Here is a 26,647-nt window from a genome sequence, read left to right as displayed (position 1 = left end):
ACCACAGACTCTACAACGGACAGACCGTGCGGCAAGGACAGGCGCAAAGGGTGGTCCGCCGCGCGTGAGGCTCGCCGCCGCGTGCCAACAGCAGAAGACCGCAACAGTTGTGGATTGGGTACCCCGCCCGGTCGACAGCAGCGTTTCACGTCGAACGTCTGCGCCTATAGCCCAGGCCAGTCACCGATCGGACCGCCGGATGAGTTTCACGGCAAACACACTCCCGCGAGAGCGCACCTCGCCTCGAGCGAGACCACATGGGGGATGGGGTGAGTATGTCAGATCTGCTCCGGGGCGGGCTGCGCGTAGTCGGTCCACAGATGTGTACACAGCGGTGGATAACTCGGCAATCTCGTGCCTCACCTGCAACAGCGCATCACGGCGTTGTCCACAAGGACCAATGTGGAGTGTTGACGAAGGGCTTGAGGTGCAACCAGTGGGGAGAGGGTATACCTCGGTTATGACAGGCCACTGGGTGATGTCACTTCCGTAGCCCTGACACAGGGTGTGATCGTAGTCTCACACGTGCGGCCCCTTGTCGGCACACGAACCAGGCCCGACTGCGATACCGCAAACCCGCCCGGCCCCACATCCCGGCGTCGGACGCACAGCGCCTCTCGAACTGTCTCAAGAGCTAGAAGGGCCCGACAACAGCGGCAACGCGCGCAGATATCCTCTCTGACGCAGTCGACCTCACGGACACGGCTGCCGTCTCTGACACAGAGGAGGGGCCGGCGATGTCGCCGGCCCCTCCTCTGTGTCAGGTCGTCGTCACTCGACCTCGAGCGGGATCAGTCCGCCACGTCCTCGTCAGTACCCGTCGCCGGAACGGCCAGACCCATGGAGTCGATCAGACGGTCCAGATCCTCGAGATTCGTGAACTCCAGAGTGATCTTGCCCTTACGCTTGCCCACGTCGATACGAACCGGGGTCTCCAGCCGGTTCGAGAGTCGACTGGTCAGATCCACGACGTGGGGATCGTAGGTCGTACGGCGGATCGTCCGCGCGGGGGCCTGCTGGCCTCCCCGAGCGACCAGTCGCTCGACCGCGCGCACAGACAGGCCTTCGCTCACGATCCGCTGGGCGAGCTCCTCCATCAAGGCGGGATCGTCCAGGGAGAGAAGTGCGCGGGCGTGGCCTGCACTCAGAGCGCCGCTGGCGAGTCGTCGCTGGACGAGCGCGGGCAGTCGGAGCAGTCGAAGCGTATTGGTGATCTGCGGGCGTGAACGACCGATCCGCTCACCGAGCTCGTCCTGCGTGCAGCCGAAGTCCTCGAGCAGCTGCTGATAGGCGTTGGCCTCTTCCAGCGGATTCAGCTGCGCACGGTGAAGGTTCTCGAGCAGAGCATCCCGGAGCAGGTCATCGTCGCTGGTCTCGCGGATGATCGCGGGGATCGCCGTCAGCTCGGCACGGCGGGCTGCCCGCCAGCGCCGCTCACCCATGACCAGCTCGAAGGATTCACCCTCGTCTGTGACGGGAATCGGCCGCACGACGACGGGCTGCAGGACGCCGACCTCGCGGAGCGAGAAGGCGAGCTCGTCGAGCTCGTCGTCATCGAACATCGTGCGCGGGTTCCGCGGGTTCTCGCGGATCTCGTGGATCGGGATCTCGGCGAACTCGGCGCCCGGGACGCTCACCAGCTCCTGACGACCGTGAACATCGCTCGGCAGCTCGTCCGAAGGGGCTTCGTCTGAAGGGGCCGACGCCGGCTGGTCGGCCTCGACCTCGGCAGCAGCGCTGCCTGCGACGACATCGTCCGACGCGGCCTTCGCAGCGAGGGCGTCGTCGCCGGAGGACAGAGCGGTCGCCGTCGGCTCCGCTGGTGCCAGCTCCACCGGTGCCGTCTCTGCTGGTGTCGTCCCTGCCGGTGTCGGCTCTGCCGGTGTCGATTCCGCCGGGGCCGAGACGGAGTCGGTCCCGCCAGCGGCAACCGGTGCGGGCGCGCTCCCTGAGGAAGCGGTCGGCACCGAGGCGGGCTGCTCCGCAGCGTCGCCGGCAGCGGCCGCTTCGGCCGTCGCGGAGGCGGCCTTGTCGGGGGCGGCCTTCTCGGGGGCAGTCTTCGCTGGAGTGGTCGTGAGGGCAGCGGTCTTCGGGGGCGCCGCCTCTGTCGAGGCAGACGCAGTGGGGGCGGTCTTCGCAGGAGCCGTCGTCGTGGCAGTGACGTTCTCGGAAGCAGCCTTCGACGGGGTCGACGTCGCGGAAGCGCGCTTCGACGTGGTGGGCTTCGCCGGGTCCTTCTTCCCCGAGGTGGGCTTCGAGGCCGAGGATTTCGGGGCGGAGGACGTCGAGGCAGACGACTTCGCACCGGAGGCCTTCACCGTGGAGGACTTCGCCGTGGAGGGCTTCGTGGTCGACGACTTCGTGGTCGACGACGTCGAGGAGGACGTGCCTGCCGCGCCCGTGGAGCGCGTGCGGCTCGGCTTCGCCGTCGTCGGGGCCTCAGCGGTCTCGGTCGGGCCCTCCGCGGATGTCGCAGCACCACGGGAGGTCGTCGACCGGGTGGATGCTCCTCGGCCGCGGCGCTGAGCGGCGGCGCGTGCCATCTCGCCCGCCAGATCGGTGCGGGTGCCCCGCTCCCGCTGCGGGTAGTCCTGGTCCTCGGAGGCCTTCTCCCCGGAGAAGAACATGTCCACCGGACGAGGGCTCGATGGTTCCTGGTCAGCGGCAGACGCCCGCTGCGCACGGGTGCGCAGCTCCTGCTCCGGAGCGGGGCTCGAACCAGCGCCCGGGATCAGGGCGCCGAGTCCTCGACCGAGTCCTCGCTTCTGCGTCATGGCCGTCGTCCTTCCGGAAAGCGTTGTTCAGCGGGGGATGTTCCTGAAACATGCGGAGCGTCGTCGCGACGATGCCTCGAGGGTGCTGTCATGGGGCGGGTCGGATCGTGAGTTCGTGGGCGGCGGCCCGGTAGGCGAGGGCGCCGCTGGAGCCCGGATCGTACGTGAGCACAGTCTGCCCGTAGCTCGGGGCTTCCGAGATACGCACCGAACGGGGGATCGTCGTCTCCAGGGTCTGCTCCGGGAAATGCTCCCGGACGTCCTGTGCGACCTGTGCGGCGAGCCGGGTTCGGGCGTCGTACATGGTCAGCATGATCGAGGAGACCACCAGCTCGGGGTTGAGATGCTGGCGGATCAGATCGATGTTGTTCAGCAGCAGGCTCAGACCCTCGAGCGCGTAGTACTCGGCCTGGATCGGGATCAGGACCTCGCGGGCCGCGACCAGTGCGTTCACGGTCAGCAGGCCCAGCGACGGCGGGCAGTCGATCAGCACATAGTCCAGACGGGGCAGCCCCTCGGACTCACGGTGCTCGAGGTAGTCCCGGATCGCATTGCGCAGTCGGTTCTCACGCGCCACCAGGGAGACCAGCTCGATTTCGGCACCGGAGAGGTTGATCGTGGCCGGCGCGCACTGCAGCCGCGCCATGTCCGGGACATCCTGGACGACGTCCGCCAGTGGAGCGGACTCCACGAGCACCTCGTACATGCTCGGGACCTCGGCATGATGCTCGATGTCCAGGGCTGTGGAGGTGTTCCCCTGCGGGTCCGCATCGATCACCAGCACCTGCAATCCGCCCATGGACAGCGCTGCTGCCATGTTCACGGTCGTCGACGTCTTGCCGACTCCGCCCTTCTGATTGGCGATGGTGATGATCCGGGTCGACTCCGGAGCACCGAACCGGACACCATCGAGCTTCTTGCGGCGTGCGTGATCTCTGGCGAGCTCGCGCATCAGCGGAGTGTCCTCCATCGACCCTCGTCCTGGGGAGGAATCTTCGTGCTGTTCAGCCACGTGTCTCTCCCTTCCTGGTCCCCTGTGCACGGCGACGCACTTGGACCACTGTAGTGGGAACCTCAACCTCGCCGACCCCGTACTGCTCAATGCGCGGATCGATCCCGCCCAGCGTCGCCAGGGCCTTGGACGCCTTGTCGACCTCCTCGGCGGCGGATCCGCCCTTCATGGCCAGCAGCTCCCCGCCATCGGCCACCAGCGGGAGGGTCCAGCGTGCGAGCTTGTCCAGCGCTGCCACCGCACGAGCGGTCACGACATCGAACGATCGCTCACCATGCAGATCCTCGGCGCGGGCACGCACCACCTCGAGGCCCAGGCCGAGCTCGGCGTCGACCTCCTCGAGCCAGCTGGCCCGTCGCTGCATGGTCTCCACGAGCGTCACCGTCAGGTCGGGGCGGGCGATCGCCAGGACCACACCCGGCAGACCGGCGCCGGATCCGATGTCGGCGAGAGTGCGTGCCGACGGATCGATGGCGTCGGCCATGAGGGCGCAGTTGAGGATGTGCCGTCCCCAGAGCCGCTCGACCTCACGAGGACCGATGAGACCACGCTCAGGACCCTGCTCGGCGAGCATGCTCGCGAAGCGCTCCGCCAGGCCGAGGCGATCTGCGAACAGACGCTCCGCCGACGGGCGCAGGGAATCAGGAAGGGGAAGCACCGGGCGCCTCAGGAGGCCGGGTAGATCACGACGTGGCGGTTCTTGCCGTCACCGTCGGACTCGGACCGCAGACCCTCACGCTTGGCGACATCATGGACGACCTTGCGCTCGAAGGGGTTCATGGGACGCAGCGGGACAGCGGCGTCACCCTCCTTCGCCTCCGCGACCGCCTTCTCGGCGAGCTCCTCGAGGCTGCCCTTGTGCTCCGCACGGAATCCGCCGATGTCCAGCATCAGTCGGGAGCGGTTGCCGGTGCGGGACTGCACAGCCAGGCGCGTGAGCTCCTGCAGCGCATCCAGCAGCTCGCCCTTGGGCCGGTTCAGCGTCGCGAGTCGATCGGCGCCGGCGATCTCCACGGAGGCCCGGTCGCCGTCCACGTCGATGTCGATGTCACCGTCGAGATCCGCGATGTCCAGCAGCTCCTCGAGGTAGTCGGCTGCGATGTCGCCTTCCTCCTCGAGCCGGCGCATCCGCTCCTCCGACGTCTCGGCAGGGGTGTTCTCCGCGGACTCCTCAGCGGACTCCGCCGCCGCGCCGTCCGTCGGCTGGCCCTCGGTGCCGTCCGTGGTGCTGGCGGCATCGGAGTATTCGGCAGCGTCGTTGTCCTGAGCGGGGCCGTCCGTGGCGTCCTCCGAGGCGGCGTCCTCCTCGACAACGGCGGGCGAGGGCGCGGGGGCGATGGGCTGTGCGCTCGCGTCCTGCTCGGGAGCAGCGCTCAGGTTCTCGTCGGCCTCGGCGGCCGTGGGGACATCAGACGTGCTGTCGTTCATGAGGATCCTCCGGGGACATGCTCGGGATGAGAGAGGTGCGCCCCGGGAGCATCGATGCTCCCGGGGTGCGAGGTCACTTCTTACGCTTCTTCTTCGCGCCCTTGTTCAGCGCGGACGAGCCCGACGAGGGCGGGGTCGGGGTCTCGCCCGCCGCTTCCTGGGCCGCGCGCCGCTCCTCGGCGGCCTTCTCCCGGGCCGCGCGTGCTCGCTCGAGCTTCTCCTGATCGGAGAGCTTCTTGCCGCCCTTGTTCTTGGACGGCGGCTGCACTCGCAGCGGCTGCTCGGGCTCCGGCTCGGTGGAGACCTTCTTCGGCGGGGTGAAGTCGAGGGGCTCGAGGCCCTTCTTCTCACGCTTGGCGTTGATGCGCTCCTGGCGCGCCTTGGCAGCGTCCGATCCCGGCGTGGGGGCGGCCTGGATGACGATGTACTGCTGGCAGAAGGTCCACACGTTGGTGGTCAGCCAGTAGATGAGCACACCGATCGGCATGCCCGGGCCCGTGATCACGTAGATGAACGGGAGCATGTACAGCATCATCTTCTGCGTGCTGGCCATGGGGCCCTCGAGGGCTGCCTTGGGCATGTTCTTCATGGTCAGCGACTTCTGGGTGAAGAAGGTGACCGCGCACATGCAGGCGATGATGATGCCCGCGACGATGCGGGTGGTGATGCCGCCGTCGCCGGTGTTCAGGAAGCTGTCGGCGATGGTGATGTCGCCGAAGAACGTGGAGTTGCTGGCGCTGCGGGCGAGCTCAGGGGTCAGCGGGCCGAAGCCGGCGCCCTCGGCGGCGTCGGGCAGCTTGTTGTACAGCACGCGGAAGAGGCCGAAGAAGATCGGCATCTGCAGCAGGACCGGCAGGCACGAGGAGAACGGGCTGGCGCCGGCGTCCTTGTAGATCGCCATGGTCTCTTCGGCCATCTTCTGCTTCGAGGCCTGGTCCGTCTTGCCCTTGTACTTCTTCTGGACGGCCTGCAGCTCGGGCGAGACCATCTGCATCGCGCGCGAGGCGCGGATCTGGCGCACGAACAGCGGGATGATCAGGGTTCGCACCACGACGGTGAGGCCCACGATGGAGAGCACCCAGGTCAGGCCGGAATCCGGCTCCATGAACACCGACAGCACGGCATGGAACTTCACCATGAGCCATGAGACGGCCCATTCGATCGGGTACAGGGGGTTCATCGGCCTGGTCTTCCTGCCGCACGGATGCGTATGACGTTCATACGAGGTGTCGGCTGTGGTCGGGAATCTTGGACAAGAGTAGGCCCTAGTGGGCTGGGTGCCGCAGTCGGCGTGGATTCCTCCACATGCCCGGGGCGGGGACCGGGTCGGGGCCCCCATGGCTGAGCGGATTGCAGCGGAAGATCCGTCCCGTGGTCAGGATCGTTCCCTTCACCGCTCCGTGCACCCGCAGGGCGTCCATGCCGTACTGCGAGCACACCGGGTCGTACCGGCATGCCGGTGGGGTATAGGGCGAGATCCCGACCTGATAACCGCGCACCAGGAGGGCGAGCGCGCGGCGTGGGAGCTCGAGGATGAGTCTCAGCGGACCACGACGATCCCCCGGGTCGCCGGCAGCACCGGCCGCCGCGCCGTGGGGCGAACGACCGGGGGCTTCGCCGGTCACCGGTCGCCGCCGCGTCGACGCTCGAGCTTGCGGACCGCCGAGCCGAGCGCTGAGGCCACCTCGGCCTCGAGCTCGTCGAAGGGCTGCTCGTCGATACCGGGGAGCGCCCGCAGCACGATCGCCGACCCCGGGGGCAGACCCTCGAACTGCGGGCGCACGATCTCCCGCAGACGACGGGTCACCCGGTTGCGCACCACCGCGTTGCCGATCCGCTTGGACACGACGAATCCCACGCGGGGTGCATCTCCATCCTGCGGAAGCAGGGAGAGGTGCACGACCACGTGGGATCGGGCGCTGCGCGCTCCGCCACGGGTGATGGCGCGGAACTGTTCGCCGGTATGCAGTCGGTGACTAGACCAGTTCACAGGACCAGTGCCTGAAACCCCTGGTCACGTCGGCAGATCCGTCTCAGGCGGAGAGCTCGGCGCGACCCTTGGTGCGACGTGCGTTCAGGATGGCGCGGCCGGCGCGGGTGCGCATGCGGGCGCGGAAGCCGTGCTTCTTCGCGCGACGACGGTTGTTCGGCTGGAACGTGCGCTTGCTCATCGGTTCTCCTCGATCGTGGGCACGAACGTGCCCCTCGCGGTGGTCTGTGGTCTGCTGCACGAACGGGACCGTCCGGGCGCGCCCGCTCTCGACGGGGCGGCTGCCGTGACACCGATCCGACACCGGAGTGGGTCCACAGTGGACCCGGGAACCGTATCGGGACGTCGCGCAGCGCTGACTGGTCGATCTTAGGAGCGAGTCCGCGACGGGTCAACGGCAGGAGCCCGTAGAGGGCGCGTTGTGGCCGGATTCTCACTTATCCCCGGCGATTCGTGCCCGCGACGGCCTCCGAACGCCTCCGGCTGGCCGGAGCGGTGCGACGAGACGGTCGGACGACACAGGGGGGACGAGGGAGACGGAGGCCTCACCGGGAGTTGTCCACAGTGTTGATCCACAATACAGCCGCTACTGTGGAAAACTATCCGGACCGCCTCTCGTCCCCCTACGGAGAAACCTGATGTCTGACGCGAATGTCGCCGCGATCTGGGAGCGCACCCTGCAGACCCTGCGCCGTGACGACACCGTGTCCCAGCGCGTGATCGCCCTGCTGACACTGTCCCGCCTGATGGCCGTCGTCGCAGACACCGCCCTGGTCGCAGCCCCTTCCACCTCGGCGAAGGAGCTCTTCGAGCACCGCATCGCCGGCGCTCTGTCCGCTGCTCTGAGCGAGGCCACCGGCCGCGATATGCGCTTCGCCGTGACGGTCGACGAGGCACTGTTCGGCGAAGACGATGAGGAACCGACCCCCAGCACCGCCGTGACCTCGGCATCCGACGCTGGAAGTACACATCTTGTGGACAGAGATGTGGATACTCCCACCCAGGAGATCCACAACGCGCCCTTCCGCCGTGACGAAGGGTCGGTGCTGCCCTCGAGCGACCAGCCCGGACAGGCCGCGATGCCCTCCAGCAGCTCCTCTGCCAGCGCGGGACCCTTCGCGACCGAGGACCGCTTCTCCCTCGGCGGTGCGTACACCGGCACTGCGGCCGACGACCCCAGCGCCTACGCCGGGTTCTCCGCCCTGAGCGGGTCCTCCGCCCCCTCGCCGGCGCTCCCTCCGCGACGGCCCGCCCGTACCGGTCAGTCGACCCTCGGAGAGGACTCCCGGCTCAACGCCAAGTACACCTTCGACACCTTCGTGATCGGTTCCTCGAACCGGTTCGCACAGGCTGCCGCCTCGGCCGTGGCCGAGACCCCGGCCAAGGCATACAACCCGCTGTTCATCTACGGCGGCTCGGGCCTGGGCAAGACTCACCTCCTGCACGCGGTCGGCCACTACGCCCAGAGCCTTTACCCGGACGTCGTGGTGCGGTACGTGAACTCCGAGGAGTTCACCAACGACTTCATCAACTCCGTGCAGTCCGGTCAGTTCGGCAAGGCGCAGGAGTTCCAGCGCCGGTACCGCGACATCGACATCCTGCTCATCGACGACATCCAGTTCCTGCAGCGTGCACCGGAGACGATGGAGGCCTTCTTCCACACGTTCAACACGCTGTACAACACCGACAAGCAGATCGTCATCACGTCGGACCTGCCCCCGAAGGAGCTCGGCGGCTTCGAGAACCGCATGCGGTCCCGCTTCGAGATGGGCCTGATGACGGACGTGCAGCCGCCCGACCTCGAGACCCGGATCGCCATCCTGCGCAAGAAGGTCGCGCAGGAGGACACCGGCGAGGTGCCCCATGACGTGCTCGAGTACATCGCCTCGCACATCGCCACCAATATCCGTGAGCTCGAAGGCGCGCTGATCCGCGTGCAGGCGCTGCACTCGCTGTCGCGTCAGCCCATGGACGTCACGCTCGCCGAGAGCGTCCTGAAGGATCTGCTCTCCCACGACGACGGCACCCAGATCACCGCCTCGACGATCATCGTGCAGACCGCCACGTACTTCGGGCTCTCCGTCGAGGAGATCGTGGGCACCGGGCGCTCGCGTCGGCTGGTCTCGGCGAGGCAGATCGGCATGTACCTGTGCCGCGAGCTCACCGACATGCCCCTGATCCGCATCGGCGAGGAGTTCGGCGGCCGCGATCACACCACGGTGATGCACGCGAACAAGAAGATCAGCGAGCTCATGAAGGAGCGACGAGCGATCTTCAACCAGGTCACGGAGCTCACAGCCCGGATCAAGAGCAACAACTCCGCTCCGCGGAAGTGACCCGGCGCCGCAACCGCGGCGTCGTGACGGGCACCAGAAGGACCGACGCTGGGCCTTCCGTCATCATGAGAAGAACACGGCAGGTCAGAGCGCAGTTCTCCCCAAATGTGGATAACTCTGTGGACAATGTGGAATGACAAGCTCCCACGCACGAGCCGATGTGCACCGAGGAATGACATGAACTGCTCGGGACAGCGCGGACGTGCACAGCCCACCCACGAGGACCACAGATCGATCAACGATCCATCCACGTGAGCCTCATACGTGGTGACCTGCATCGATCGTAGTTATCCACTGTATTAACAGCCGTGAAGAAGAGGACTGTAGTTCTTTGCTCGACGGGGATGTGGAGGAGGCGGGGTGCCGAAGACGGCGACGAGATCGTGTGATTCCTGAGTGCTGGGGAGCGATGAGGAGCCGGGGACGAGGACGGTGACGACCCCGGATCGGCGTCGGATCCCCGCGCAGGGGATGGTGCGCGAAGAACGGAAGTCAAGGATCAGCCCCGGTGTGTCGGCGAGAGGCCGCGAGAACCGATACGCTGTGCTCCGTCCGTGCCTGTTCTGGCTTTCGACCACTGCGAAGGAGTGGCAACGGTGAAGTTCCACCTCGATCGCGGCGTCCTCGGCGACGCCGTCTCCTGGGCCACCCGAACCCTCCCCGTGCGACCGGCGATGCCGATCCTGCAGGGCGTGCGAATCGTCGCTGAAGCCGGAGGTGAGCTGCAGCTGTCGACCTTCGACTACGAGGTCAGCGCGCAGATCCGGCTCGACGCGGAGATCGAGCAGCCCGGTGAGGTGCTCGTGCAGGGCCGCATGCTCTCCGACATCGTCCGGGCTCTGCCCAACAAGGACGTCTCCATCGCTCTCGAAGGCACGAAGCTGCAGGTCCGTTGCGGATCGGCCCGCTTCGCCCTGGCGACGCTCCCGGTCGAGGAGTACCCCCAGCTGCCGAGCATGCCTCCGGTCGCCGGCTCCGTCGCGGCCGATGTCTTCGCCGAGGCGATCAGCCAGGTCACCGTCGCCGCCTCCAAGGACGACACCCTCCCGCTGCTGACCGGCGTGAAGGTCGAGATCTCCGGCGAGACCATGACGCTCATGGCGACCGACCGCTACCGCCTCGCTCTGCGCGAGCTCACGTGGAACCCGGCGTCGCCGGGCACCGAGCAGACCGCCCTGGTGCGCGGTCGGACCCTCCATGAGGTCGCCCGCTCGCTGTCCACCGGCGGCAGCGTCGAGATCGCCCTGGCCGAGGACTCCTCCGCGAACCTCATCGGCTTCGAGGCCGGCGGCCGCCGCACCACGTCGACCCTGGTCGACGGCGAATACCCGCCGGTGCGTCGGCTGTTCCCCGAGACCACCGCGATCACCGCCGTGGTCTCCACCGGGGCTCTCATCGATGCCGTCAAGCGGGTCTCCCTCGTGGCCGAGCGCAACACCCCGGTGCGTCTGTCCTTCACCGAGGGTCAGGTCGCGCTCGAGGCCGGCGCCGGAGATGACGCCCAGGCCAGCGAAGTGCTCGAGGCCCATCTGGACGGCGAGGACCTCGTGGTCGGCTTCAACTCGGGCTTCCTGCTCGACGGTCTCGGCGCTCTGGGTGCCGAGTTCGTGCGGCTCACCTTCACCGACTCGATCAAGCCGTCCGTCATGAGCGGTCAGGATTCCCTCGAAGGAACCCCTGACACGTCGTACAAGTACCTGATCATGCCGATGCGGATCTGAGCGAGGGAGTGGTCCCTCCATGCAGCTGACCGCTCTCGACCTCACCGACTTCCGCTCGTACGAGCAGCTCAGCCTCTCCGTGCAACCGGGGATCACGGTGCTCGTGGGCCAGAACGGGCAGGGCAAGACCAACATCGTCGAGGCCGTCTGGTATCTCGCGACCCTGTCCAGCCATCGTGTCCCCCACGACGCCGCACTCGTGCGTCGCGGGGAAGCGACCGCGATCATCCGGGCGAGCTTCCTGCGGGCCGGCCGCCCTGTCCAGATCGACCTCGAGGTCACGCCGGGAAAGGCCAACCGGGCACGACTGCAGGGTCAGAACGTGTCGAGGCTGCGGGATCTGCTCGGCGAGGTGCGGGCCGTGCTCTTCGCCCCTGAGGATCTGGGCCTGATCAAGGCCGACCCCGAAGGCCGCAGGCGCTTCCTCGATGAGCTCCTGTTCGAGATCGCCCCACGTTTCGCCTCGGTCAAGGCCGACTACGACCGCGTCCTCAAACAGCGCAGCAACCTGCTCAAGCAGATGCGGTCCATGCGCCGCGGCGGCAGCGGACGCAGCGTCGGCGGGCTGGATCCCGCGGATTCCGCGAGCTCGACCCTTGAGGTGTGGGATCAGCAGCTGGCCCGCTTCGGCGCCGAGCTGCTGCGTGCCCGCCTGCACCTGGTGAACCGTCTGCGGCCCCATCTGGGCTACTCCTATCTGCGGGTCTCCTCCGACGAAGGTGCCGAGCAGGCCCTGGACCTGCCTCCTGACCAGCGCGGCAATCTCTCCTCTCCGGCCGACGTCAGCTATCGCTCGAGTGTGCTCGATGAGCTCGGCACCGTCCCCGGGGATCTCCCGAGCACCCGCGAGATCCACGATGCGATGCTGGCCATGCTCTCGACCCGGCACGACGAGGAGATCGACCGCGGCGTCAGCCTCACCGGCCCCCACCGCGATGACCTCGAGATCCGGCTGCACGACTTCCCGGCGAAGGGCTACGCCAGCCATGGCGAATCCTGGTCCCTGGCCCTCGCCCTGCGCCTGGCCTCCTACGACCTGCTGCGCCTCGAGGAGGGGGACCTCGGTGACGGCGAACCGATCCTGATCCTCGACGACGTGTTCAGCGAGCTCGATGTGCATCGTCGCGAACGCCTCGGCCGGATTATCACCGATGCCTCTCAGGTGCTCGTGACCACGGCCAACGACACCGACATCCCCGACTCGCTCGACGGGGAGATGCATGTGGTCGACGTGAGCCTGGGATCCGCCGTGCCCCGCGAGGGCGGCCTGTGATGACGCCGCCCCGAGCAGGGAAGGGTTCCGGAGGATCAAGCGGCGGCATCCCCGCACGGCCGCAGCTGGCCAATCCCTACGATCTCTCGACCTGGCGGACCCCTCCGCAGGGGCCGAATCCTCAGGACGGGACCGGACCCGACGGCGAGGAGCTATCCCGGGACGCCGACGCCTCGCGTGAGCAGCCGGATGCTCACGCTGCGGGGAGCACCACCGGGCGCCGAACCCGACCTCCCACGATGGCAGCTCGACGAGCGCCGTCGGCCGAGATCCGCGGGGAGGGAGACGAGCCCGGCGAGGTCTATGACCCGCCCGAGCTGCCGACCCCTCCGGATCCCTTCGAGCTGGCGCGGCGCACCGTGAACCGGTCTCGAGCGGCCGCTCGGGATCGCGGCCTGTTCCCGATCTCGGCGAAGACCCAGGCCCGCGACGTGCGAGACCGTTCCGGCAGCTCTCCCGGCTATTCGGGGTCCCGGCCGGACCCTCGCGATCCGCAGGGCATCGAGACCGTGCTGCGGAAGGTGCTCGGCAACCTCGGGTGGAACGCGGGTATGAACGCCGGCCGGGTGCTGGAGGAATGGGACGACATCGTCGGGGAGAAGGTCAGCGCGCACTGCCGCCCGGTCTCCCTCGAGGACGGGGTGCTCGTGATCAGCGCCTCCTCCTCCGCCTGGGCCTCGCAGCTGCGGATGCTCACGCCCCGCCTGATCACCACCATCGAGGAGCACGTCGGCTCCCACGTCGTCGCCGAGCTGCGGGTGACCGGACCGGCCGCCGCCGAGCGGACCTGGAAGAAGGGACGGCGCACCGTGACCTGGCGCGGCCCCCGCGACACCTACGGCTGAGCGCTGCGAGTGGCTCGTCCCCGCGGTCGGATGAGCCCTGCGACCTGCTCAGCCCCCTGACCGGCTGAGCCCTGTGCCGTCGGATCGTGAGGTCGAGTTCATCTGCCGCCTCGACTCTCGGCGCGCGACCGGTCTCCTGCTACCGTGGAGAGCGACGAGCTGAAGAGCTCGCGTGCACTGGGGTCGGTGAAATTCCGAGCCGGCGGTGATAGTCCGCGACCCGATGGCCTCTGGCCCTCGGTTGACCAGGTGGAACTCCTGGGCCGACGGTTAGAGTCCGGATGGGAAGCGCACGCGAACGACGTCCTCGAGCGGTCTCTCGCCGCGCACCCCTGGTGCGCCGCGACCGAGCACCCCGGGGGACGGCGTTCCCGTACCCCTTCCCCTCCACCGGGACCGCGAGCAGCGGACCGGAGGAGAGACCATGCTGAACCCTGCCGAGCGCAGCGCGCTGCAGCGCGCCCTGGAGATCGCCGCGCAGCCCGGCCTTCCCTACGGCCCGAACCCGCGGGTGGGCTGCGTGCTCCTGGACCGCGAGGGCACGATCCTCGCCGAGGGACATCACCGGGGCGCCGGCACGCCCCACGCCGAGGCCGACGCCCTGAATCACGCCCGGAATCATGCGCTGAACAGCACCGACGCCAGCACTGCTCCCATGCTCCACGGCGCGACCGCCGTCGTCACCCTCGAACCCTGCACGCACACCGGCCGCACCGGACCCTGCGCCCAGGCACTCCTCGCCGCCGGCGTCGGCCGCGTGGTGGTCGCTCATCGCGATCCCAACCCGGTGGCCGCCGGCGGGGTCGAGCTGCTGCGCGATGCCGGCATCGACGTCGAGCTCGACATCCCCGCCGACCTCGCCGCAGCGGCCGATGCGCTGAACCGCGGCTGGGAGCACGGACTGCGGCACGCACGGCCCCTGGTCACCATGAAGCTCGCCCTCACCCTCGACGGCCGGGCGGCGGCGGCCGACGGAAGCAGCCGCTGGATCACCGGCGAGGCCGCCCGCGAGGAGGTCCACGGCCTGCGCACCACCTGCGACACGATCCTGGTCGGCACCGGTACTGCCCGAGCTGACTCACCGAGCCTCACCGCGCGCCGGCCCGATGGTTCCCTGCATCCCCGTCAGCCCGTCCGGGCGGTCATGGGCACCGGCGCCTTCCCGCCGCTGCCCACCCCGGACGGCGCCGGCGAGGCGATCGTCCTGCCCACCCAGGACCCGTCGGCCGCCCTGGAGGACCTCTTCGCCCGCGGCCTGCGCCACGTGCTCCTCGAAGGCGGACCCACGCTGGCCGCGGCCTTCCTGCGCGCCGGGCTGGTGGATGAGCTCATCGTCCATCTCGCCCCCACCCTGCTCGGTGCCGGTCGGCCCGCGACCGGCGACCTCGGCATCTCCACGCTCATCGAGCGCCTCGATCTCGAGCTGCTCGACTCCACCCCCCTGACCTCACCGGATGGTCGCACTGACCTCCGCCTCACCCTGCGGCCCCGCGCCGCCTGACCCGGAAGGACCACCATGTTCACCGGCATCATCGAAGAGCTCGGCACCGTCGAGAGCATCGAACGGACCGACTCCGCGGCCCGCCTGCGCCTTCGCTCACCCCACGTCCTGGTCGGCATCTCCCTCGGCGACTCGATCGCCGTCAACGGCTGCTGCCTCACCGTCACCGACGTCGAGGGCGAGCTGTGGAGCGCCGACGTCATCTCCACCACCCTCGCCGCCACCAGCCTCGGCGGGCTGCAGGCCGGGGACCGCCTCAACCTCGAACGCTGCGTGCGGGCCGACGGCCGCCTGGACGGACACATCGTCCAGGGCCACGTCGACGGCGTCGGCGAGATCGTGGGCCGCGACCAGGACGGCGGCACGACCCTGCTGCGCATCGCCCTGCCGGGTCCCGGCGCCGACGAGCCGCGGGGACTGGCCCGCTATGTCGTCGCGAAGGGATCCCTGGCCGTGGACGGGATCAGCCTCACCGTGGCCGCGATCGACGGCGACGAGGTGACCATCGGGCTGATCCCCGAGACGCTCGAGCGCACGACGCTGGGCGCGAAGGGGGTCGGCGACCGGGTGAACCTCGAGGTCGACGTCCTGGCCAAGTACGTCGAGAAGCTCCTCGGCGCGCAGGCCGTCCCGGCGCAGGCAGATCCCCTGCAGGCAGACCCGCAGCAGCCCGCACCCACCCAGACCCCTGCGACGGAGGCCCACTGATGACCATCTCGAACCCCACGCAGGGGGCCGCCCCGATGACCGCGCCCGCGGTCGACCCGGAGACCGCTCCGCCCGCTTCGCTGCGACTGGACCCCATCGAGGCGGCGATCGCCGCGATCGCCGCCGGGCAACCGGTGGTGGTCGTCGATGATGAGGACCGTGAGAACGAGGGCGACCTGATACTCGCCGCCTCCGCCGCGACCCCGGAGCTGCTCGCCTTCGCGGTGCGCCACTCCAGCGGGCTCCTCTGCGCCCCGATGACCGCCGCCCGCGCCGACGCTCTCGAGCTGCCGCTCATGGTGGAGCACAGCACCGACCCCCTGCGCACCGCGTACACGATCAGCGTCGACGCGAGCACGGGCGTGACCACCGGCATCAGCGCCGCCGACCGCGCCCGCACCCTGCAGGTGCTCGGCACGGAGGGCGCCGCCCCCGGCGATCTGATCCGCCCCGGACACGTGCTGCCGCTGCGTGCCCGGGACGGCGGCGTGCTCGAACGGCGCGGCCACACCGAGGCCGCCGTGGACCTCACCCGGCTCGCCAGCCGCACTGAGGTGGGCATGATCGTCGAGCTCATCCACGACGACGGCACCATGATGCGCGGCCCCGCCCTGCGGGCCTTCGCCGACGAGCACGACCTGGTGATGGTCTCCATCGAGGCTCTGGTCGAGCACCGCCGCGCCGCGGAGGCGTCGCTCCGGAGCGACGGCTCGGCACCCGGTGCTGTCGGTGCTGCTGACACTGCGGACCTCGAGGTCACCGACGAGGTCTCGCTGCCAACCCCGCGCGGCACCTTCCGGGCCCTCGCCGTGCGCGAGGGTGCCGCCGAACATCTGGTCCTCGCCCGCGGCGACCTCACCACAGCGGCTCCCGTGCTCACCCGGATCCACTCGGAGTGCGTGACCGGGGACGTCTTCGGCTCCCTGCGCTGCGACTGCGGACCCCAGCTCGAGGAGTCCCTGGCGCGGATCGACGCCGCCGGGCGGGGCCTGCTGATCCTGCTGCGCGGCCACGAGGGGCGCGGCATCGGCCTGATGGCGAAGCTGCGTGCCTACGCCCTCCAGGAGCAGGGCCGGGACACCGTCGACGCCAACCTCGACCTGGGCCTCCCCGTCGACGACCGCTCCTTCGCGATCGTGCCGGCGATACTGGGCCGTCTCGGCGTCGGCACGATCTCCCTGCTCACCCACAACCCCACCAAGGCCGACGCTCTGCGTGCCGGAGGGATCGAGGTCACCGGGATCGTGCCGCTGAGCACGCACGTCACCCCCGAGAACCTCGCCTATCTCACCACCAAGCGGGACCGGCTGGGCCATGCCCTCGTCGGCCTCCCCGCGACCTCATCGAGCACCGCACCGACCCCCTCCCCGAACACCTCACCGAACGGAGACCCCGCATGAGCGGACACGGAAGCCCCACGATCGACCTCGCCTCCCACGCCGACGGACCCGCGCTGCGGATCGCCATCGTGGCCTCCTCCTGGCACGAGCAGGTCATGGACGGCCTCATCGCCGGCGCCCTGCGGGCCTGCGCCGACGCCGGGATCGCCGAGCCCGTGCTGGTGCGCGCCCCCGGATCCTTCGAGCTCCCCGTGATCGCGGACCGGCTCGCCCGCACCCACGACGCCGTGGTGGCGCTCGGCGTGGTGATCCGCGGAGGCACCCCGCACTTCGAGTACGTGTGCGCGGCGGCGACGGACGGCCTCTCCCGGGTGGCCCTCGACCACGGCGTGCCCGTCGGCTTCGGTCTTCTGACCTGCGATGACGACAAGCAGGCCCTCGATCGCGCGGGGCTCGAGGGGTCCCGTGAGGACAAGGGCCACGAAGCGGCCTCCGCGGCGATCGCGACCTCGCGGGTGCTCGCAGGCCTCCCCGCCGGGGACTGATCCACAGAGCGTGGGCTCCTCCCGTCGGGCCGCGGCTCGGTCTGACGGGAGGGCCCACGGCGTGACTCGGCGTGCGGGTCGGCGAGTGATCCTCGAGCGGGAACCGGAGCCGCGCAGGGGCCGCTTTGCCGCGATATCACCCGGGGAGGCGTATGGGACCCCGTCCCGAGGCCCGCGAGAGGCTTCCAGAGGCCGTCCCGGCCCGTCTGATGGCGGATCTGGGTCGTGTTCTCCACAGAAATGGCGAGGTTAATAGGTTCAGCACGCGATCTCCGCTAGAATATGAGCAGTTCGGCCGACGTCCTCCGACGTCCTCGTGGACTTCGATCCCGTCGGCCCGATCGCTGTGGCCTACAGAGGTGCTCCCCGCGCGTGCGCGCGCGAGAGCCTCCGTGGGCCGCCTGCGTGCCGGGCCGGGGACTCGTCCTCGGGATCGGCTGCACACCCTCGGCGCTCTTCCCGGACCGAGGGTTCCCAGGACTGCGAGGAGCCACATCAGGTGAGCGACAGCGACCGCCCCATGCCCGACCAGGATGCACCCCAGGGTGCCCCGGACCCGTCGCCCGATGCGGCCGCAGCGGCACCGGACCCCGCACCCGTCGTAGGATCCGCCGGTGAGCGCGCAGCCCATGCCCCGGAGCACTACGACGCCTCGGACATCACGGTCCTCGAAGGCCTCGAAGCGGTCCGCAAGCGCCCCGGCATGTACATCGGCTCCACCGGTGAGCGCGGCCTGCACCACATGGTCCAGGAGATCGTCGACAACTGCGTGGACGAGGCGATGGCCGGTCACGGCGACACCATCGAGGTGACGCTGCTGGCCGACGGCGGGGTGAAGGTCGTCGACCACGCCCGTGGCATCCCGGTCGCGATGCACCCCACCGAGGGCAAGCCCGCCGTCGAGCTCGTGCTGACCGTGCTCCATGCCGGCGGCAAGTTCGGCGGCGGCGGCTACGCCGTCTCCGGCGGTCTGCACGGCGTGGGCTCCTCCGTGGTCAACGCGCTGTCCATCCGGATGGAGGTCGAGATCCGCCGCGACGGCCACGTGTGGCGCCAGTGGTACAGCCGCGGCGTGCCGCAGGTCGAGCTCGAGAAGGGCGAGGAGACCGACGAGACCGGCACGACCATCTCGTTCTGGGCCGACGACGAGATCTTCGACGAGACCGAGTACGACTTCGAGACGCTGCGCAAGCGGTTCCAGCAGATGGCCTTCCTCAACAAGGGCCTCCGCATCACGCTGACCGACGAGCGGGCCACGGAGGCGTCCGAGGACGACGACGACCTGATCGACGTCGAGCTCGAGGCCGAGAACGCGGAGAAGGACAAGGGTCCCCGCACGATCTCGTACCTGTACAAGCGCGGCCTGCAGGACTTCGTGGAGTTCATCAACACCTCCAAGCGGGCCGAGGTGATCCACCCCGACATCATCTCCTTCGAGTCCGAGGACACCGAGGCGCACATCAGCGTCGAGGTCGCGATGCAGTGGACCGGCGCCTACTCGGAGTCCGTGCACACCTACGCGAACACGATCAACACCCACGAGGGCGGCACCCACGAGGAGGGCTTCCGCTCCTCGCTGACCTCGATCGTCAACCGCTACGGGCGCGCCCAGGGCCTGCTCAAGGAGAAGGACGCCAACCTCACCGGCGAGGACATCCGCGAGGGCCTCACCGCGGTCATCTCCGTGAAGCTCGGCGAGCCGCAGTTCGAGGGCCAGACCAAGACCAAGCTGGGCAACACCATCGCCCGCACCTTCATGGTCAAGGTGATGACCGATCAGCTGCAGGACTGGTTCGTCTCCCATCCCCAGGAGGCCAAGTCCATCGTCCTGAAGGGACAGGCCGCGGCGGCCGCCCGCGAGGCGGCCCGCAAGGCCCGTGACGCGACCCGTCGCAAGTCCCCGCTGGAGACCGGCGGCATGCCCGGCAAGCTGCGCGACTGCTCCTCGCGCAACCCGGCCGAGTCCGAGATCTTCATCGTCGAGGGCGACTCCGCCGGCGGCTCCGCCGTGCAGGGCCGCGACCCGCGCACCCAGGCCATCCTGCCCATCCGCGGCAAGATCCTGAATGTGGAGAAGGCGCGACTGGACCGGGCCCTGGACAACCAGGAGGTCCGCTCGCTGATCACCGCCTTCGGCACCGGCATCGGCGACGACTTCGACGCGACCAAGCTGCGCTATCACAAGATCGTGCTGATGGCCGATGCGGATGTCGACGGCCAGCACATCTGCACCCTGCTGCTGACGCTGCTGTTCCGCTACATGCGCCCGCTCATCGAGCTCGGCCACGTGTTCATCGCGATGCCGCCGCTGTTCCGCCTGAAGTGGACCAACGCCCCGCACGAGTACGTGTTCAGCGATGTGGAGCGCGACGAGCGCCTCGAGGCCGGCCGCGCCGCCGGTCGCCGGATCCCGCGCGACAACGGGATCCAGCGCTACAAGGGTCTGGGCGAGATGGACTGGAAGGAGCTCCAGGCCACCACGATGGACACCAACACGCGCACGCTGAAGCAGGTCACGGTCGATGAGGCCGCCGACGCCGACACCATCTTCTCCGTCCTGATGGGTGATGACGTCGAGTCCCGGCGCCGGTTCATCCAGGAGAACGCCAAGGACGTCCGCTTCCTCGACATCTGATCTCGGCACCCGGAGCGGCGCAGGGCGAGAGCCCGCGCCCCTGGGAGCGCCACGACCATCGGCCCCACCTGAAAGGCCTCCCGCCTCATGAGCGACACCCCGCAGGACCCCACGAACCCCGACGAGAACCCCGAGCTGCCTGCGGGGATGGCCGGACAGGCCACCCCCGAGGGTGCCCACGAGGTCTCGACCTCCGAGGCGACGGACCGCACCGTCACCCTCGTCGACCCGCTCGACGAGCACGAGATCGACCGCATCACCCAGGTCGACCTCAACCAGGAGATGCAGCGCTCCTACCTCGACTACGCGATGAGCGTGATCGTCTCGCGTGCGCTGCCCGACGTGCGCGACGGCCTCAAGCCCGTGCACCGCCGGATCGTCTACGCGATGTACGACGGCGGCTACCGTCCCGACCGCTCCTTCTCGAAGTGCGCGAAGGTCGTCGGCGAGGTCATGGGCAACTACCACCCCCATGGCGACAGCGCGATCTACGACGCCATGGTGCGCCTCGTGCAGCCCTGGGCGATGCGCTACCCGCTGATCCTGGGCCAGGGGAACTTCGGCTCCCCGGGCGACGACGGCGCGGCCGCCCCGCGATACACCGAGTGCAAGATGGCTCCGCTGGCCCTCGAGCTCGTGCGTGACATCGACCAGGAGACGGTCGATATGCAGGGCAACTACGACAACACCGTCGACGAGCCCGTCGTGCTGCCCGCCCGTTTCCCGAACCTGCTGGTCAACGGCTCCTCCGGCATCGCCGTGGGCATGGCCACGAACATCCCGCCGCACAACCTGCGCGAGGTCGCCGACGCGGTGCAGTGGCTGCTGAAGAACCACGAGGCCTCGAAGCCCGAGCTGCTGGACGCGTGCCTGCGCTTCATCAAGGGCCCCGACTTCCCCAGCGGCGCCACCATCGCCGGCACCAAGGGCATCGAGGAGGCGTACCGCACCGGTCGCGGCTCCATCTCCCAGCGCGCCGTGGTCTCCACCGAGGAGATCAACGGGCGCATGTCCCTCGTGGTCACCGAGCTGCCGTACCAGGTCAACCCGGACAACCTCGCGCGCAAGATCGCCGAGATGGTCAAGCTCGGGAAGATCCAGGGCATCGCCGACATCACCGACGAGACCTCCGGCCGCACCGGTCAGCGCCTGGTCATCACGCTCAAGCGCGACGCCGTCGCGAAGGTCGTGCTGAACAACCTGTTCAAGCACACCCAGCTGCAGGAGAACTTCTCCGCGAACATGCTGGCGCTCGCGAACGGGGTGCCCCGCACCCTGTCGATCGACTCCTTCGTGCGCGAGTGGACCAAGCACCAGATCGACGTCATCGTGCGTCGTACCCGGTACCGCCTGCGCAAGGCCGAGGAGCAGATCCACATCTACCGCGGCTACCTCAAGGCGCTCGACGCGCTCGACGAGGTCATCGCCCTGATCCGTCGTTCCCCGGACGCCGACGAGGCGCGCGTGGGGCTGATGAACATGCTCGAGATCGACGAGATCCAGGCCAACGCCATCCTCGCGATGCAGCTGCGCCGCCTGGCCGCCCTGGAGCGTCAGAAGATCACCGATGAGCACAACCGGCTCCAGGCCCTCATCGAGGAGTACACCGCGATCCTGAGCTCGCCGGAGCGCCAGCGCGAGATCGTCTCCGAGGAGCTGCAGGAGATCGTCGACAAGTACGGCGACGACCGCCGCACGGAGATCCTGCCCTTCGACGGCGACATGTCCATGGAGGATCTGATCCCCGAGGAGGACGTGGTCGTCACCATCACCCGTGGTGGTTACGTCAAGCGCACCCGCGAGGACCAGTACCGCGCCCAGAAGCGCGGTGGCAAGGGGGTGCGCGGCGCCTCGCTGCGCGCGGACGACGTCGTCGAGCACTTCTTCACCACCACGACGCACCGCTGGCTGCTGTTCTTCACCAACCAGGGCCGCGTCTATCGCGCCAAGGGCTACGAGCTGCCCGAGGCGGCGCGCGACGCCAAGGGTCAGCACGTCGCGAACCTGATGGCGTTCCAGCCGGAGGAGAGCATCGCCTCCGTGCTCGCGATCGACACCTACGAGGACACCCAGTACCTGGTGCTCGCGACCGCCTCCGGCCTGGTGAAGAAGACGGCCCTGACGGCCTTCGACTCCAACCGCACCGGCGGCATCATCGCGATCAACCTGCGCGACATCGACGGGATCGACGGCACGCAGCCGGACCGCGTGATCGCGGCCCGTGCGGTCAACGCGGACGACCACCTGATCCTGGTCTCCCGCAACGGCCAGTCCGTGCGGTTCCCGGCGGCCGACGACGTGCTGCGGCCGACGGGCCGTGCGACCAGCGGTGTCACGGGTATGAAGTTCCGTCACGATGACGAGCTGCTGGCGATGGATGTGCTGCGGCCCGATCAGTTCGTGATGACCGTGACCGATGGCGGCTACGCCAAGCGCACGAGTCTGGACGAGTACCGCGTGCAGGGCCGTGGCGGCCTGGGCATCCGGGTCGCGAAGCTCCCTGACGACCGCGGCCACCTGGTGGGCGCCGCCGCCGTCGACGAGTCCGACGAGCTGCTCGTGGTGATGGAGAAGGGCCGTGTGGTCCGCTCGCGCGTCGCCGAGGTGCCGCCCAAGGGCCGCACCACGATGGGCGTCGTCTTCGCCAAGCCCGACAAGGGCGATCGGATCCTGCTGGTCACCACCAGCCCCGAATCCGAGATCGACGAGGAGATCGAGGGCGCCGAGGCACCCGTGCTCGCGGATGTCGAGGGGGAGAGCGCGGACGTCGCAGATGGGGATGCTGTGGAGATCGCGTCCGACGGGGAGTCGGAGCAGGACCAGGCACCGTCCGATGATCTAGGCTCAGACCCGTCCGAGAAATCGCCGGCCGGCGACGACGACCAGATCGAGGAGTGATCCGTGAGCACGAGTGACTCGAGGGCCGCGAGCGGTACCACGACGTCTCCGGAGGCGACCACCAAGCTCCCGTCGTTCGAGGACGGCGCTGAGGGCGGCACGACAGCCAGCTCGGAGCAGTCGATCGGTTCCGGCAAGGGGTCGGCGTCCAAGGGCGCCAGCCGCAGCCCGAAGAAGACGACGACGTCGTCGCCTGCCGCCGAGGCCGAGAAGCGCGGCCCCCGCCGCGTGCGCCTCACGCTGGCGCGGTTGGACCCGTTCTCGGTGATGAAGCTGTCCTTCCTGGTGGCGATCGCCCTCGGTATCGCGACCGTCGTGGCCGTGATCCTGACCTGGAACCTCGTCGACGCGATCGGCCTGTGGGACAAGGTCGACCAGCTGGGGCGCGACCTCAATGGCGGCAGCCCGCTGCCCTTCATGGAGTTCTTTCAGTTCTCGAAGATGGTCAGCTACGGCACGATCGTCGCCGTGGTGAACGTCGTGATCATCACCGCGCTCGGCACCCTGCTGGCCTTCCTCTACAACCTGGTGGCGGCGCTGCTGGGCGGATTGAAGCTGACCTTCACCGACGAGTGACCGGTCGCGCCGCGCAGGCGCACCACCTCGCCGGGCACCGGGCGGGCACCCTCGCGGTGCCCGCCCGTTCGGTGTTTCGGCGGTGCTGTCCCGAGTCCGTCCCGTGCCCTGTTTCCGGGCCGGAGTCCTGCGGATCCGGGGGGCAGGGTTACGGGGCCTGCAGGTCGGTGACGTCGGCGACCTGGGCGTGGAGGCGGGAGAGGGCCGCTTCGGCGTTGACGGTCGCGGCGACGCCGTGGGCGCCGGCGCCCAGGGAGATCCGTCGTTCGGGATCCCCGCTGAGGTCGAGGTCGGCGACGACGGGCCAGGCCGTGGTGGAGCCGAACGGGGTGATGGTGCCGCGCTCGTACCCGGTGGCCTGCTGTGCGACGTCCTTGTCCGGCATGGACAGGCGGTTCACGCCGAGGAATGAGCGCAGCTTGGGCCAGGAGATCTCCCGATCGCCCGGGACCAGCACGAACAGGTACTCGCCCTCGGCGCGGCGCACCACGAGGGTCTTGATGATGTCCCGCGGCTCGACCCCCCGGGCGGCGGCCGCCTCCGCGAGGGAGCCGACCCTCCCATGGCGGGTGATCTCGAACTCGAGACCGGAGGCCGTCAGGGCATCGACCGCACGCTGTTCGCTCATCCCCCCACTCTAGAGACCGCCCGCGCATCCAGTGCGACCCAGGCGCTGTTCTCAGGCCGTCAGCACAACGCCTTGGTCGCACTCGGGTGAGGGGGTCGCACTCGGGCGAGGGGCGAGCGTGCGACCGACCACGAGATCCTCGGGATGAGCGCGTCATCTCGCTAGGGTCGGAGGATGTCCTCCTCGACGACCTCCGCCCCCACGCTCCCCGACGCCCCGGAGGACTATCCCTGGACCGGCCCCGCCGTGCGCTCGGCGCTCCTGCTGGGCAGCGGGATCGTGGATCTGGATCCGGAAGGTGCCGACGACGCCCCGACCGAGGCATCGACCGGGGCCCGGGACCGTGCTCTCGTGGACGTCGCCGCGATCGATCAAGCCCTCGCCGCCGAGGGTGCCGCGCCGCTCGCCGAACGCACCCTGGTGGTGGCCGTCGGCTCGAACCAGACTCCGGAGACGATCGCCCGCAAGTACGCCCGCTCCGGCCGTGACCTGCAGATCGCCACCCCGTTCGTGCGCTGCACGGTGCACGGTCTGGCCGTCGGACACTGCGCCCACACGTCCGCCCGCGGGTACATTCCCGCCGCCCCGTACCGGGCCGACGGCGAGCGGATGGAGCTCGTGGCCACGTGGTTCGACGACGCCCAGCTCGCGGTGGTCGACGAGACCGAACCGAACTACGAGCGGGTGCGCCTGGACGCCTCGCGGTTCCCGCTCACCCTCGCCACCGGCGAGACCCCCTCCCACTACGACGTGTACGCCTCCAGCTGGGGCGTCGTCGCCCACGAGCGTCCCATCCCGCTGCGCCACCGTCAGCAGGAGATGTTCGACGAGCTGGTCGCGCTCACCGGGGCCGAGCTGCTGATCGGGGACGCCGCCGAGGTGTGCGCCCGCCTGGCTGCGGCGCCCGACGCGCTGAACGCCCTGGTCCGAGAGCACGGCCTGGTGGCCGAGGACGGGCTTCGCTGAGGACGGGCTCCCCGGGGGACCGTGGTGCCCTCGTGCGAATTTATGTAGCTAAGCTATATAGATCAGTCACTCGTGCGAGAGAAGGGCCAGCATGACGACGTCGATCTGGTGGGTGCGGGACGATCTGCGGATCCACGACAACCCGGCCCTGCGGGCCGCGGCGGCCGACGGCGAGGTGGTGGCCGTGCACGTGGACGAGCAGCTCGCCGGGGTGCGTCCACCCGGGGCCGCCTCGCTGTGGTGGCTTCACCATTCGCTGACCGAGCTCGGAGCTCGGCTGCGCGAGCACGGGGTGCCGCTGGTCCTGCTCAGCGGCGACCCCGAGCAGCTCATCCCACAGCTCGTGGAGGACACCGCGGCCCAGGCCGTGGTCTGGACCCGTCGTTATCACGAGCCCCGTCGCGCGGTGGATGCCCGCCTGAAGGCGAGACTGCGGGAGAGCGGGCTGAGGGCCGAGAGCGTCGACGGCTATCTGCTCCACGAGCCGTGGACGATCTCCACGCAGGCGGGAGACCCCTACAAGGTCTACTCGCCGTTCGCACGGGCCTGCCGCGAGACCGCAGAGCCCCGCCTCCCCGAGGGGCCGCCGCCGCGGCTGCGTGGACCCGAGCTCACCGGGTCCCAGGACAGCAGCCGCTGGCTCGACGAGGTCGAGTTCGCCCGGGCCCTGGAGGGCCGCGGATGGCTCCCGACGGCGCCGGACTGGGCCGGTGGGCTGCGCGAGGCCTGGACCCCGGGGGAGATGGGCGCCCGGGCACGCCTGGATGCCCTCGAGAACGTGCTCGACCAGTATGCGGAGGATCGGGATCGACCCGGCATCGACGGGACGTCGGGACTGTCCCCGCACCTGCGCTACGGGGAGGTGTCCCCGCACGAGGTCTGGCACCGCAGCCTGACGTCGGGCCGCGCGACGGGCCCGGAGACGTTCCGCTCGGAGCTGCTGTGGCGGGAGTTCGCGTGGCACCGCCTCTACCACCTGCCCGATCTCGCGACTCGCAACGTGCGACCCCGGTTCGACGCCTTCGACTGGCGGGACGACGAGGAGGGCCTTCGTGCCTGGCAGCAGGGCAGCACAGGCATCGACCTGGTCGATGCCGGGATGCGGGAGCTCTGGGTGACCGGGTGGATGCACAACCGGGTGCGCCTGGTCGTCGCCTCGTTCCTCACCAAGAACCTGCGCGTGCACTGGCGTCGCGGGGAGGAGTGGTTCTGGGACACCCTGGTCGACGCCGACGAGGCCTCCAACCCGTTCAACTGGCAGTGGGTGGCCGGCACCGGCGATGACGCCGCCCCGTACTTCCGGGTGTTCAACCCCGACCGGCAGCAGAGCCGGTTCGACGGCGAGGGCCGCTATGTGCGTCGATGGGTTCCTGAGATCGGGACCGACCACCGAGCAGCTCCCGTGGTCGATCTGCGCGCTTCCCGTGAGGAGGCCCTGGCGGCCCACGACGCGATCACGGCTCCCTGACCC

At 69.3% G+C, this 26,647-nt stretch carries 23 protein-coding genes and 1 riboswitch; of the genes, 14 read left to right on the top strand and 9 right to left on the bottom strand.

Annotated features, from left to right (window positions below):
• Positions 1-791: 791 nt before the first annotated feature.
• Positions 792-1,835: a ParB/RepB/Spo0J family partition protein gene (locus INT49_RS21120; RefSeq protein ID WP_319021576.1), complete on the bottom strand. Its 1,044-nt coding sequence runs from the start codon at positions 1,833-1,835 to the stop codon at positions 792-794.
• A 316-nt stretch (positions 1,836-2,151) separates the two neighbouring features.
• Here INT49_RS21120 and INT49_RS21115 point away from each other — a divergent pair, with 316 nt between their 5' ends.
• Positions 2,152-2,526 (top strand): hypothetical protein, encoded by a 375-nt coding sequence (locus INT49_RS21115; protein WP_226850245.1) that lies wholly within the window; start codon positions 2,152-2,154, stop codon positions 2,524-2,526.
• 336 nt (positions 2,527-2,862) lie between these two features.
• On the opposite strand, the gene INT49_RS10590 is transcribed toward INT49_RS21115, so the two are convergent.
• From INT49_RS10590 to rpmH, 7 genes are all read right to left on the bottom strand, one after another.
• Positions 2,863-3,744, bottom strand: coding sequence for a ParA family protein (locus INT49_RS10590; protein WP_193117703.1), 882 nt, complete (start codon positions 3,742-3,744; stop codon positions 2,863-2,865).
• Positions 3,745-3,778: 34 nt separating this feature from the next.
• Positions 3,779-4,444 carry a 16S rRNA (guanine(527)-N(7))-methyltransferase RsmG gene (rsmG, locus tag INT49_RS10585; protein WP_193117702.1) on the bottom strand — a complete coding sequence of 222 codons (666 nt, stop codon included), beginning with the start codon at positions 4,442-4,444 and terminating at the stop codon, positions 3,779-3,781.
• Positions 4,445-4,452: 8 nt separating this feature from the next.
• A complete protein-coding gene (locus INT49_RS21110) occupies positions 4,453-5,214 on the bottom strand; it encodes a Jag family protein (protein WP_226850243.1) in 762 nt (253 codons plus the stop codon).
• 73 nt (positions 5,215-5,287) lie between these two features.
• On the bottom strand, positions 5,288-6,394 hold the full coding sequence (yidC, locus tag INT49_RS10575) for a membrane protein insertase YidC (protein WP_193117701.1): 1,107 nt from the start codon (positions 6,392-6,394) through the stop codon (positions 5,288-5,290).
• An 85-nt stretch (positions 6,395-6,479) separates the two neighbouring features.
• Positions 6,480-6,839: a membrane protein insertion efficiency factor YidD gene (gene yidD, locus INT49_RS10570; RefSeq protein WP_319021575.1), complete on the bottom strand. Its 360-nt coding sequence runs from the start codon at positions 6,837-6,839 to the stop codon at positions 6,480-6,482.
• Positions 6,836-7,204, bottom strand: coding sequence for a ribonuclease P protein component (rnpA, locus tag INT49_RS10565; protein ID WP_193117700.1), 369 nt, complete (start codon positions 7,202-7,204; stop codon positions 6,836-6,838). Before rnpA ends, yidD begins: the two co-directional genes overlap by 4 nt.
• A 43-nt stretch (positions 7,205-7,247) precedes the next feature.
• On the bottom strand, positions 7,248-7,385 hold the full coding sequence (gene rpmH, locus INT49_RS10560) for a 50S ribosomal protein L34 (protein ID WP_193117699.1): 138 nt from the start codon (positions 7,383-7,385) through the stop codon (positions 7,248-7,250).
• A 457-nt stretch (positions 7,386-7,842) separates the two neighbouring features.
• Between rpmH and dnaA the strand changes: the two genes are divergently transcribed.
• From dnaA to INT49_RS21555, 11 genes are all read left to right on the top strand, one after another.
• Complete coding sequence (gene dnaA, locus INT49_RS10555) at positions 7,843-9,540, top strand: chromosomal replication initiator protein DnaA (RefSeq protein WP_193117698.1); 1,698 nt, start codon at positions 7,843-7,845, stop codon at positions 9,538-9,540.
• 596 nt (positions 9,541-10,136) lie between these two features.
• Positions 10,137-11,261, top strand: coding sequence for a DNA polymerase III subunit beta (dnaN, locus tag INT49_RS10550; protein WP_193117697.1), 1,125 nt, complete (start codon positions 10,137-10,139; stop codon positions 11,259-11,261).
• Between the two features lie 19 nt (positions 11,262-11,280).
• Positions 11,281-12,534, top strand: coding sequence for a DNA replication/repair protein RecF (gene recF / locus INT49_RS10545; protein WP_193117696.1), 1,254 nt, complete (start codon positions 11,281-11,283; stop codon positions 12,532-12,534).
• A 239-nt stretch (positions 12,535-12,773) separates the two neighbouring features.
• On the top strand, positions 12,774-13,379 hold the full coding sequence (locus INT49_RS10540; RefSeq protein WP_226850241.1) for a DUF721 domain-containing protein: 606 nt from the start codon (positions 12,774-12,776) through the stop codon (positions 13,377-13,379).
• 168 nt (positions 13,380-13,547) lie between these two features.
• Positions 13,548-13,677, top strand: a riboswitch (FMN riboswitch).
• A 126-nt stretch (positions 13,678-13,803) separates the two neighbouring features.
• Positions 13,804-14,880: a bifunctional diaminohydroxyphosphoribosylaminopyrimidine deaminase/5-amino-6-(5-phosphoribosylamino)uracil reductase RibD gene (ribD, locus tag INT49_RS10535; protein ID WP_193117694.1), complete on the top strand. Its 1,077-nt coding sequence runs from the start codon at positions 13,804-13,806 to the stop codon at positions 14,878-14,880.
• 15 nt (positions 14,881-14,895) lie between these two features.
• Positions 14,896-15,588: a riboflavin synthase gene (locus tag INT49_RS10530; protein WP_193117693.1), complete on the top strand. Its 693-nt coding sequence runs from the start codon at positions 14,896-14,898 to the stop codon at positions 15,586-15,588.
• A gap of 35 nt (positions 15,589-15,623) precedes the next feature.
• The gene (gene ribB, locus INT49_RS10525; protein WP_193117750.1) at positions 15,624-16,988 is read left to right on the top strand and encodes a 3,4-dihydroxy-2-butanone-4-phosphate synthase; all 1,365 of its coding nucleotides are present in this window, start codon (positions 15,624-15,626) and stop codon (positions 16,986-16,988) included.
• Positions 16,985-17,473 carry a 6,7-dimethyl-8-ribityllumazine synthase gene (gene ribH / locus INT49_RS10520; protein WP_193117692.1) on the top strand — a complete coding sequence of 163 codons (489 nt, stop codon included), beginning with the start codon at positions 16,985-16,987 and terminating at the stop codon, positions 17,471-17,473. The genes ribB and ribH overlap by 4 nt, the downstream gene beginning before the upstream one ends.
• A 520-nt stretch (positions 17,474-17,993) precedes the next feature.
• Positions 17,994-20,108 carry a DNA topoisomerase (ATP-hydrolyzing) subunit B gene (gene gyrB, locus INT49_RS10515; RefSeq protein WP_226850273.1) on the top strand — a complete coding sequence of 705 codons (2,115 nt, stop codon included), beginning with the start codon at positions 17,994-17,996 and terminating at the stop codon, positions 20,106-20,108.
• 87 nt (positions 20,109-20,195) lie between these two features.
• Complete coding sequence (gene gyrA, locus INT49_RS10510) at positions 20,196-23,006, top strand: DNA gyrase subunit A (protein WP_193117690.1); 2,811 nt, start codon at positions 20,196-20,198, stop codon at positions 23,004-23,006.
• Between the two features lie 3 nt (positions 23,007-23,009).
• Entirely contained in the window at positions 23,010-23,582 is a 573-nt protein-coding gene (locus INT49_RS21555; RefSeq protein WP_193117689.1) for a DUF3566 domain-containing protein, read from the top strand.
• Between the two features lie 148 nt (positions 23,583-23,730).
• On the opposite strand, the gene INT49_RS10500 is transcribed toward INT49_RS21555, so the two are convergent.
• Positions 23,731-24,210, bottom strand: coding sequence for an aminoacyl-tRNA deacylase (locus tag INT49_RS10500; protein ID WP_193117688.1), 480 nt, complete (start codon positions 24,208-24,210; stop codon positions 23,731-23,733).
• A 174-nt stretch (positions 24,211-24,384) separates the two neighbouring features.
• Here INT49_RS10500 and INT49_RS10495 point away from each other — a divergent pair, with 174 nt between their 5' ends.
• Entirely contained in the window at positions 24,385-25,176 is a 792-nt protein-coding gene (locus tag INT49_RS10495; protein ID WP_193117687.1) for a hypothetical protein, read from the top strand.
• A 91-nt stretch (positions 25,177-25,267) separates the two neighbouring features.
• Complete coding sequence (locus INT49_RS10490; protein ID WP_193117686.1) at positions 25,268-26,644, top strand: cryptochrome/photolyase family protein; 1,377 nt, start codon at positions 25,268-25,270, stop codon at positions 26,642-26,644.
• The last annotated feature ends 3 nt before the right edge of the window (positions 26,645-26,647 follow it).

It is taken from the genome of Brachybacterium tyrofermentans (assembly GCF_014897585.1).
GTDB lineage: Bacteria > Actinomycetota > Actinomycetes > Actinomycetales > Dermabacteraceae > Brachybacterium > Brachybacterium tyrofermentans.
Note: the sequence above shows the minus strand (reverse complement) of the source record. Positions and strands in the feature narration are given on the sequence as shown.